Origin of the sequence: Staphylococcus sp. HMSC062H10, assembly GCF_001836945.1 — a bacterium.
In the GTDB taxonomy this organism is placed as follows: domain Bacteria; phylum Bacillota; class Bacilli; order Staphylococcales; family Staphylococcaceae; genus Staphylococcus; species Staphylococcus aureus.
The window spans coordinates 1-7,960 of sequence record NZ_KV830941.1 but is presented as its reverse complement, the minus strand read 5'-3'; the positions used below and the strand labels follow the sequence as shown (position 1 = coordinate 7,960).

The window sequence follows — 7,960 nt, the reverse complement described above, 5'->3', positions numbered from 1 at the left end:
AAAAAAATAAAAATTTCTTACTTGATTTAATGTTTAATAATAAAAACGGAGACACTTTAATTAAAGATGGTGTTCCAAAAGACTATAAGGTTGCTGATAAAAGTGGTCAAGCAATAACATATGCTTCTAGAAATGATGTTGCTTTTGTTTATCCTAAGGGCCAATCTGAACCTATTGTTTTAGTCATTTTTACGAATAAAGACAATAAAAGTGATAAGCCAAATGATAAGTTGATAAGTGAAACCGCCAAGAGTGTAATGAAGGAATTTTAATATTCTAAATGCATAATAAATACTGATAACATCTTATAGTTTGTATTATATTTTCTATTATCGTTGACATGTATAATTTTGATATCAAAACCTGATTTTCCCTTTATTATTTTCGAGATTTATTTTCTTAATTCTCTTTAACAAACTAGAAATATTGTATATACAAAAAATCATAAATAATAGATGAATAGTTTAATTATAGGTGTTCATCAATCGAAAAAGCAACGTATCTTATTTAAAGTGCGTTGCTTTTTTCTCATTTATAAGGTTAAATAATTCTCATATATCAAGCAAAGTGACATAATTGTTGAATTTATAGTAACTGAAACGTATGATTAGGGTGTATATTAATTATGAGATGGAAATCAATGATTGTTGGCTATGCGAGAGTATCATCGAACGATCAAAATTTAGAAAGACAACTTGAAAATTTAAAGACGTTTTGTGCTGAAAAAATATTTACAGAAAAACAGTCTGGGAAATCTATTGAAAATAGACCAGTACTTCAAGAAGCACTTAACTTTTTGAGGATGGGAGATCGGTTTGTAGTAGAATCCATTGATTGTTTAGGTCGTAATTATGATGAAGTGATTCATACCGTTAATTATTTAAAAGACAAAGAAGTACAATTAATGATTACTAGCTTACCTATGATGAATGAAGTGGTTGGCAATCCATTACTGGATAAGTTTATGAAAGATTTAATTATTCAAATATTAGCAATGGTTTCAGAACAAGAGAGAAATGAAAGTAAACGTCGACAAGCGCAAGGAATTCAAGTTGCGAAGGAAAAAGGCGTATATAAAGGGCGCCCCTTACTTTATTCACCAAATGCTAAAGATCCACAGAAACGTATTATTTATCATCGCGTTGTAGAAATGTTAGAAGAAGGCCAATCAATTAGTAAAATTGCGAAAGAAGTAAATATAACAAGGCAGACGATTTACAGAATTAAAAACGATAATGATTTGATTTAATAAACTTTGTTTCAATGCAACTGAGAGCTTCTCACAGCGTCTCAAAACAGATGATTATAATCTATTATGAGTTTTTAATAATAAGACAAGAAAAGAGAGCGTAAATATGCTCTCTCTTTTTCTCATTAACGAATGTTTATAACGCAATCATGATGAGAGTATTAATACAGTTAATTATTTGAAATACTTTAGTTTATATAATGTTCCTTTTTAAGGCAGTAGTGTCTTTGACAAATGTGAAATTTGAAACAAAAGGGGAACTAACGATATAAATATGGTTTTTATTTTTATCGTTAGCCCCTTCTTTTGGAGTTAAATCATCATTCTATAAGTTGTTTGATAAAAAGTCATCGCTTTAAAAATGTTTTATTTAGGAACTATCAATAAACATAAGCATCAGTTATTCTTTGAATAAATGGGGTTAATTTGAGAAAAGATATACATCTATGTGATAGGCAGATGAAGGTACAATTATATTATCATTATAAAATCTAAAAAATTGTTCACTTAGTTTTCCTTTAAAATCATATAAATCATAATAGTAATTATTATCATTTTGATTATGAGGGTGATAATTTATGTACCCTTTTTTTATATCTCCTTTATCCTTATTATATATATTAAAAGATTGTTCTAATTTATTTCTTGTTTTAATGTCTAATTCTTGTAACGTAACCATTTTCTTTTTGGTGGCTATAGTAAATGTTTCATGCTTTGAACCGTCTTTGAATACATTGATGCCAATATTTTTTTCTCCTTCTAATTGATTATTATCATGAATAGTAATCCCTCCATACATACATGATGTTTTATCCCCTACCAATCCTATACAGTTGTTAGCGAATGAGATGCCATAAATATCTACTTTTTTATCTTTGAATTGAGAAGCTAAAGCACTGTTTTGAAATTCTACCTTAAGAGCGTTAGTCATTAGTGAGGATTGATGTATGTCGCCAAATATTAAATCGGTAGCTAATAATTGATTTTTGTTTACCTTGTTATGTATATCAGTATGCCATTCTGCTGATTTATAGAAGTTACTTAAATTGTATAACTGAGTTGTATCTAATTCTGATTTATTATGTAGTGTTGATGGAACACTATTACTAATTGCATTTGAATTAGGTGAAATCAGCACATATAATACGAAAAATAAAACCACTAAAACAATTGGCCTCTTTAAAATAAACATTTTTGTAAAACTCCCAACATAGATTTTTAAATGTATATGATAAGACATACAATATAATGATATTTGATATTCATTTATTTGTTTGCCTCAAATTTTACTAAGCATTTTTTTATTCTTTTCCCAAAAAAGATATTTCGACATCTAAATGAAAAACTTCAGAATCAATAGTCTTATTATCTTTATATATTTTCAAGAAATCTTCCGGTTGTCCATGGCCATAATCAAACAAATCATAAGAAAAATTGTTTCCATCATTCATATGAAAAACTATTGTCCCTGTATCAAATCCCGAATAAAACTTAGATTTGGTTCCGTATTGCTTACCTTTATTAGTTTTGTTATGACCGTATATATTATATTCATCTTGAAGATATTTTCTTAATTTCACATCAATTTCTTGGACTGTAACCATTTTTTTATCAGTCGATATTCGTTCTGTTACAACTGTTTTATTTTCACCATTAACAGAAAGATTTATTGGTATGTTTCTCTTTTGCTTTAAATTATTATCTGACTTAGTAACGCCCCCGTACATATAATTTGTTCCACACACTCCTTTATAACTTATACCAAATATATCAACTTTTTTTCCTTTAAATTTAGCTACGTCAAAATCATTTTGCATTTCAGAGTTTAATTGATAATTTCCCATATTAAATGTAAGTTCATGAGTTAAAGGATTGTTTAAAGTGTCTATACTTTTATGATCTTCAAAAGAATAGCTACCATAAAAGTTTCTTAAATTTAACACGCCCGCGTCGGCCTTGGCTGTATTATAAAAAGATTGTATGGAAAAGAAAAATAAAGCAAATAGTAAAAAAACTTTTTTGAAATACGGCATATATTAGCTCCTTTTTAGGTTTTGTAAAAATATATGAGATAATATCATTTTTAGAAACTTAGTCTCATATCTTCTTACTATACACATTAAATAGTAAAATTTATATAAGTTATTTTGCGTAGGGAAATAATTTTTAATATCACAATGATATCTTACTATATATTAGCTTGATAATCGTCGTTGATTATGCAAAAGAGATTGCGTATATGAGATATTCATTATTAAAAATTCACTTATAATATAGCAGTTACAAGCTTTACTCGCACGAACGTTTGTTCTAAAATAGACTTGAGGTGTTAAAAATGTATGTGATTAATCCAGAACTACCCGAGCCATATAAATATGAAACTGATTATAGAAAAAACCTAAAGAATTACTTAATAGCAATATTCCTAAAGGAAGAGATAAAGTCAAATGGTCTGCATTTAAGACGGTATCTGAGCAGTACAAGTTATTAGATGAATATATAGAAGAACAAAATAAAGTTGATATGCCTTTGCTGTCTGACGATCAATTACAGATACTTAACATAACAGTTTACTACAACTGTATGAACAACATACTTACAGAATTAAGTTATTGGGAGAACGGCTATATAAATTCAATACAATGCTATATAAACAAAGTTGATTTGTTAGAGCGCGTAATGGTTGTTACTAGTAAAAGCAAAGTAGCCAAAATGAAAATTTCACTCAATACCATTACTAATATTAGCTAATAAATAACCATAACCCTAAAGATTAAATATAGTGTAATAAATTGAGAAGGGAGATCATTTATGGAAACACCAGATTTTTTAAAAATTATATTAGGGGCTATTTTGGCGTTTGCTGGAGGATACTTTCAAATTACAATGTCGAATAAAAAAAATATCAAAAAGGAAGATAGACAACTTAAAAAAGAATTATTAACAGAATTTATGGCTAATCGTATGGCTTTAGGTAAAAATAAATATTCAGAGCAATTTAAAGTTCCGTTTATGGTTTCTTTAGACAAAATCAATATTGTTTTCTCTGATGATGAAAACGTTATAAAAAGTTTATTTGATTTAAAATATGCTATGGATCATAAAAATAATATTGATAATGAAATCTATAAATTGACAACAAGTATGTATACAAACCTAAAATTAATACCACCAAGTAAAGAAGATTTCTTTAGATATACGATGCTTTAATTTCTTTGATGACTAATACAATTTATTACCTTTCTCGCCTGCTTTATTTATAATATTAATAAATAGTTCATACCGCACTCACTCACTTTCGCTTACTATACCCTACAAAAACCACGAGGTAAACCTCTGCGCTTTTTGTAGGGTAATGTTTTACACGTCATTCAAATAACCGTCTCCGTTCCAATACTTATAAACGGCGTTATTATAGGCTTTCGCACATTCTTTTTCGTCTATAAATCTACCTAGATATTTTTTCTTTCCCTCTGCATAGATACTAGCTACCCATTTGTTATGTTTACTATCATAAGACACACCTTTATAGATTGAGCTACTATTCTTTTGAGGCTCTCGATATCTAAAAGAATGTTTGTCTGCACCTAGATTCCCCCTAGTGAAATCATGGTTTTTAACTTTTTGATAAGCGTATTGATTGTTAAGTATAAATACTGGTAGTGCTGTTTTTTTACCAACTATTTGAGCTAAAAAGCGATGCGTATCGTGGGCATAAGTCTTATGTCACTTATAATACTTCACACGTTCAAAATCCTCATCATCGACAAGGATATAATCATCAATATTTTCTATATATAATTTTTTCATGAAATAGTAGCTTTCTACATCGTTATTAGGTATTATCCTATCATTTCATCTGTTTTTTCTGTTAGTGCCATTTTGTAACGTATTTCTACTTTTCTCATTTCCATTTCTGACAGTCTTTTTCTTTCAATTTCAGTTAATCCAATCATCATGTCTATAAGGGTAATTAATGTTTCTTTATTCATAATAAATGCCCCCTATTGATTATTAAGCATTTATAAATTATGATTATCTTTGTAGTGTTTTTATAAATGCTTGAGTCGTAGCTTCCCCAAGAAGTCTACGGCTTTTTATTTTCTACCCATTAAAACCATGATAAAAGCCAATTAATGATTTTTTTAAAGAACTCAACAATAGCGTCCCATATTTTCTGTAAAAAGTTTCGGTTCTCTTCTGTATTTAGTTCCTTAGCCTTATCCAGCAAATTACCTGCTTTATCTTTAATATTGCTTGCTAAATCTTTTGCTTGTTTTTCGTATGCTTTAGGGTCTTTGTTTAGTATTTCTGAATTAGAAACATTAACCATGATATTATTAACCACATTAATTTGATTATCACTTAAAATCTTATTCAAGCCATTATCTTTAAGAATATCATTAACAATCTTACTAATATCTTCACGAGTTAAATTCTTTCCGTCTTGCTTTTCACTCGCTATTTCTTTCTTCATTTCAGCAATAGCATTATTTAACGCCTCATCTGAATAACCTTTCTGCCCTTTATTCTGCTCACTAATTGAAGCTAGGTCATTCATTTCTTTATTAGCGTTTTGTACATCATCTTTATTTAAACTATTGCCATTTTCTTCATAAGCCTTATATATACCTGTTAAAGCACCCTCGCCTGTTACTTTATCGATCGAAGCAACTTTGATTTCAGAATCTTGTATACCTGCTGTAATTGCCGCATTTGTATACTGCTCTTTTGTAATTCTAGTGATATTTTTTGGTGTTTCTATATCAACTGTTACGCCCTTTTTAAACTTCTTTGGTGTGATAGTTGCACTAGAATGAATAAAGCTCAAATTGTTATTCCCAGTATATTTAGCAACATCATTAGTTGTTATAGAAATTTCTTTATAACCATCATCAACATCAAGCTTCTTTTTAGTTTCTTCCAATTGTTGACTGTTCAAGTCTGCACCTTTAATGAAAATATCTTCATTAAGTTTATTACTGTCAGCAAATGCTACGCCACCAGTGTTTAACAATAAGATTGATGCAATTGTTCCACTTGCTATTAATTTCTTGTTCATCTTAACTACTCCTTTGGTTATAGTATTTTCATACAACCGTTTCAACGGTTGATCTTGAAAATACTATTTGTTAGTTTTATTTTGAGACAAGTTAATTTCCTCGCCTCTTATTTGTTTATAAAGTAACTCAATAGCTTTCGTATAGACTTCTTGCTTACTATTTAATTTCAAATCAAATTTCAATTCGTTTGCTATGTCGTCCACATTTTTATACAACTGCACTGTGCGTCTATGTTTATGAGAGGGACTTTCGTATTTTTTGACTTTTTCATTCATATTTAGGTTACCTCCAATGTTATGTTTACTTTAATTATAGGGTAATTATGAGGAGGAAACCAATCCCCCTCAATCTATGTCTCTATTCTCACTATTTGAGAGCTATCTACATAATCCTCATTATTATAAGTTTTATAAAAATCATCTATTAAAGATAATTCGTTAGTATAATCTTCAATATTGTTATAAAGTTTATTTAAATTCCCTATATAAATATAGTAGTTAATTTCCAAATTCTCTTTATAGTGATTATAATACCTTTCAAAGTTTTCTATTCTCTGTTCAATAACATCTTGAATTACCAAGCTAACATCTATATCTTTCGATAAGATAGTTCCATCATTTTGTTTTGCAATATATACAGTCATCATTTTCAAATCCTCCATATTCTTGTTATAATATGGACGGAACAACGGCAATTGTTCCGTCAACTTTCTTTTTTATGATGAGGGTAAGTTATTTATTTAACTTATCCTTTTTAACAATAAACTTCATCAGTATAAACAAAATGCTTATCTGCTCTAATCATACTTTCAATTCGCTTATAGTCTCTCTCGTCTGCACAGTCTATCATTCCCATATACAAACCATTTTCAATTACTGTAACATCCTCGCAACCGAACATATCTTTCGTAACTTCTAATTTGTAATCTTTTCCATGTGCTTCAAAATAATGTGTTTTGTTTTCCATTTGTAAAACCCTCTTTCTTTTATTTGTTAATTATATTGTAATATAACGGGTGCACCTTGTACACCTGTTATACCCGTTTTTTTTAAAATTTCCTCTAATATAAATAAAGCACCTATTATATAGGCGCTTTAAAATAAATTAAGTTTTATAAATATGTGTTTCTTCTATATATTCTTAATTAGCTCATTTATAAATTCTGACGATGATGCATATCCATTTTCATTTGCTAATCGCTCTATTTTCTTTCTTACAGATGGTTCTAACGTAAATTGAAACCTCTCTTTTTTTTCTTTGTTGTTTCGTTTTAATATACCAAAACTTCTAGCATTAAATTCTGGTGACTTTGCTTCTTCTAATGCTGTATTAATATCTTTTCCTTTATTGTTTTCTTTCTTATTAAAAGCCATAGTATCTCTCCTAGTATTTATCATTATATTCATATGCATAACTGACAACATTCTCGTGTGTAGTTAAATCATTATATTTATACACATTACTATCAACACTCCAAACAGCTGTAGGTTATTATAATTATGCGCGTATAAATGTGTAAGTTTTGGATTAAAACAGTGTGTTTACATTTTTTTAATCACTTCACAACTTTTTATAAAGTCCTTAAAGAACGTTCTGTTTTTACTAAGTATATTTTTATCTTTCGAAAAATCAACTATTGGTTTTTTTT

12 protein-coding genes are annotated in these 7,960 nt (G+C 28.5%); 4 read left to right on the top strand and 8 right to left on the bottom strand.

Annotated features, from left to right (window positions below):
• Both HMPREF2658_RS00295 and HMPREF2658_RS00290 read left to right on the top strand, forming a co-directional pair.
• Positions 1–272 (top strand): serine hydrolase (locus tag HMPREF2658_RS00295; RefSeq protein WP_031835146.1); only part of this gene is annotated, 272 nt, incomplete at its 5' end.
• A gap of 368 nt (positions 273–640) precedes the next feature.
• Complete coding sequence (locus HMPREF2658_RS00290) at positions 641–1,249, top strand: recombinase family protein (RefSeq protein WP_001566953.1); 609 nt, start codon at positions 641–643, stop codon at positions 1,247–1,249.
• Positions 1,250–1,670: 421 nt separating this feature from the next.
• Here HMPREF2658_RS00290 and sel31 read toward each other — a convergent pair whose 3' ends face one another.
• Positions 1,671–2,441, bottom strand: a complete 771-nt coding sequence (sel31, locus tag HMPREF2658_RS00285) for a staphylococcal enterotoxin type 31 (protein ID WP_000470320.1) — start codon at positions 2,439–2,441, stop codon at positions 1,671–1,673.
• Positions 2,442–2,550: 109 nt separating this feature from the next.
• The gene (gene sel32, locus HMPREF2658_RS00280) at positions 2,551–3,282 is read right to left on the bottom strand and encodes a staphylococcal enterotoxin type 32 (protein WP_001146199.1); all 732 of its coding nucleotides are present in this window, start codon (positions 3,280–3,282) and stop codon (positions 2,551–2,553) included.
• Between the two features lie 490 nt (positions 3,283–3,772).
• Here sel32 and HMPREF2658_RS14790 point away from each other — a divergent pair, with 490 nt between their 5' ends.
• Positions 3,773–4,000, top strand: coding sequence for a YolD-like family protein (locus HMPREF2658_RS14790; protein WP_228766377.1), 228 nt, complete (start codon positions 3,773–3,775; stop codon positions 3,998–4,000).
• 60 nt (positions 4,001–4,060) lie between these two features.
• On the top strand, positions 4,061–4,459 hold the full coding sequence (locus tag HMPREF2658_RS00275; RefSeq protein ID WP_000449705.1) for a hypothetical protein: 399 nt from the start codon (positions 4,061–4,063) through the stop codon (positions 4,457–4,459).
• A gap of 632 nt (positions 4,460–5,091) precedes the next feature.
• On the opposite strand, the gene HMPREF2658_RS14690 is transcribed toward HMPREF2658_RS00275, so the two are convergent.
• From HMPREF2658_RS14690 to HMPREF2658_RS00250, 6 genes are all read right to left on the bottom strand, one after another.
• Positions 5,092–5,241 carry a hypothetical protein gene (locus tag HMPREF2658_RS14690; protein ID WP_164712072.1) on the bottom strand — a complete coding sequence of 50 codons (150 nt, stop codon included), beginning with the start codon at positions 5,239–5,241 and terminating at the stop codon, positions 5,092–5,094.
• 119 nt (positions 5,242–5,360) lie between these two features.
• Positions 5,361–6,311 (bottom strand): DUF1002 domain-containing protein, encoded by a 951-nt coding sequence (locus tag HMPREF2658_RS00270; protein ID WP_001035522.1) that lies wholly within the window; start codon positions 6,309–6,311, stop codon positions 5,361–5,363.
• Positions 6,312–6,374: 63 nt separating this feature from the next.
• Positions 6,375–6,587 (bottom strand): hypothetical protein, encoded by a 213-nt coding sequence (locus tag HMPREF2658_RS00265; protein ID WP_001003548.1) that lies wholly within the window; start codon positions 6,585–6,587, stop codon positions 6,375–6,377.
• 74 nt (positions 6,588–6,661) lie between these two features.
• On the bottom strand, positions 6,662–6,958 hold the full coding sequence (locus HMPREF2658_RS00260) for a hypothetical protein (RefSeq protein WP_000989263.1): 297 nt from the start codon (positions 6,956–6,958) through the stop codon (positions 6,662–6,664).
• Positions 6,959–7,065: 107 nt separating this feature from the next.
• A complete protein-coding gene (locus HMPREF2658_RS00255) occupies positions 7,066–7,278 on the bottom strand; it encodes a hypothetical protein (RefSeq protein WP_000428932.1) in 213 nt (70 codons plus the stop codon).
• A gap of 164 nt (positions 7,279–7,442) precedes the next feature.
• Positions 7,443–7,685 (bottom strand): ribbon-helix-helix domain-containing protein, encoded by a 243-nt coding sequence (locus HMPREF2658_RS00250; protein WP_000885243.1) that lies wholly within the window; start codon positions 7,683–7,685, stop codon positions 7,443–7,445.
• Positions 7,686–7,960: the final 275 nt, after the last annotated feature.

Coding starts and splice junctions, on each gene's coding strand:
- HMPREF2658_RS00290 (WP_001566953.1), top strand. CDS start 641: ATGATTGTTGGCTATGCGAGAGTATCATCGAACGATCAAAATTTAGAA.
- sel31 (WP_000470320.1), bottom strand. CDS start 2,441: ATGTTTATTTTAAAGAGGCCAATTGTTTTAGTGGTTTTATTTTTCGTA.
- sel32 (WP_001146199.1), bottom strand. CDS start 3,282: ATGCCGTATTTCAAAAAAGTTTTTTTACTATTTGCTTTATTTTTCTTT.
- HMPREF2658_RS14790 (WP_228766377.1), top strand. CDS start 3,773: ATGCCTTTGCTGTCTGACGATCAATTACAGATACTTAACATAACAGTT.
- HMPREF2658_RS00275 (WP_000449705.1), top strand. CDS start 4,061: ATGGAAACACCAGATTTTTTAAAAATTATATTAGGGGCTATTTTGGCG.
- HMPREF2658_RS14690 (WP_164712072.1), bottom strand. CDS start 5,241: ATGAATAAAGAAACATTAATTACCCTTATAGACATGATGATTGGATTA.
- HMPREF2658_RS00270 (WP_001035522.1), bottom strand. CDS start 6,311: ATGAACAAGAAATTAATAGCAAGTGGAACAATTGCATCAATCTTATTG.
- HMPREF2658_RS00265 (WP_001003548.1), bottom strand. CDS start 6,587: ATGAATGAAAAAGTCAAAAAATACGAAAGTCCCTCTCATAAACATAGA.
- HMPREF2658_RS00260 (WP_000989263.1), bottom strand. CDS start 6,958: ATGATGACTGTATATATTGCAAAACAAAATGATGGAACTATCTTATCG.
- HMPREF2658_RS00255 (WP_000428932.1), bottom strand. CDS start 7,278: ATGGAAAACAAAACACATTATTTTGAAGCACATGGAAAAGATTACAAA.
- HMPREF2658_RS00250 (WP_000885243.1), bottom strand. CDS start 7,685: ATGGCTTTTAATAAGAAAGAAAACAATAAAGGAAAAGATATTAATACA.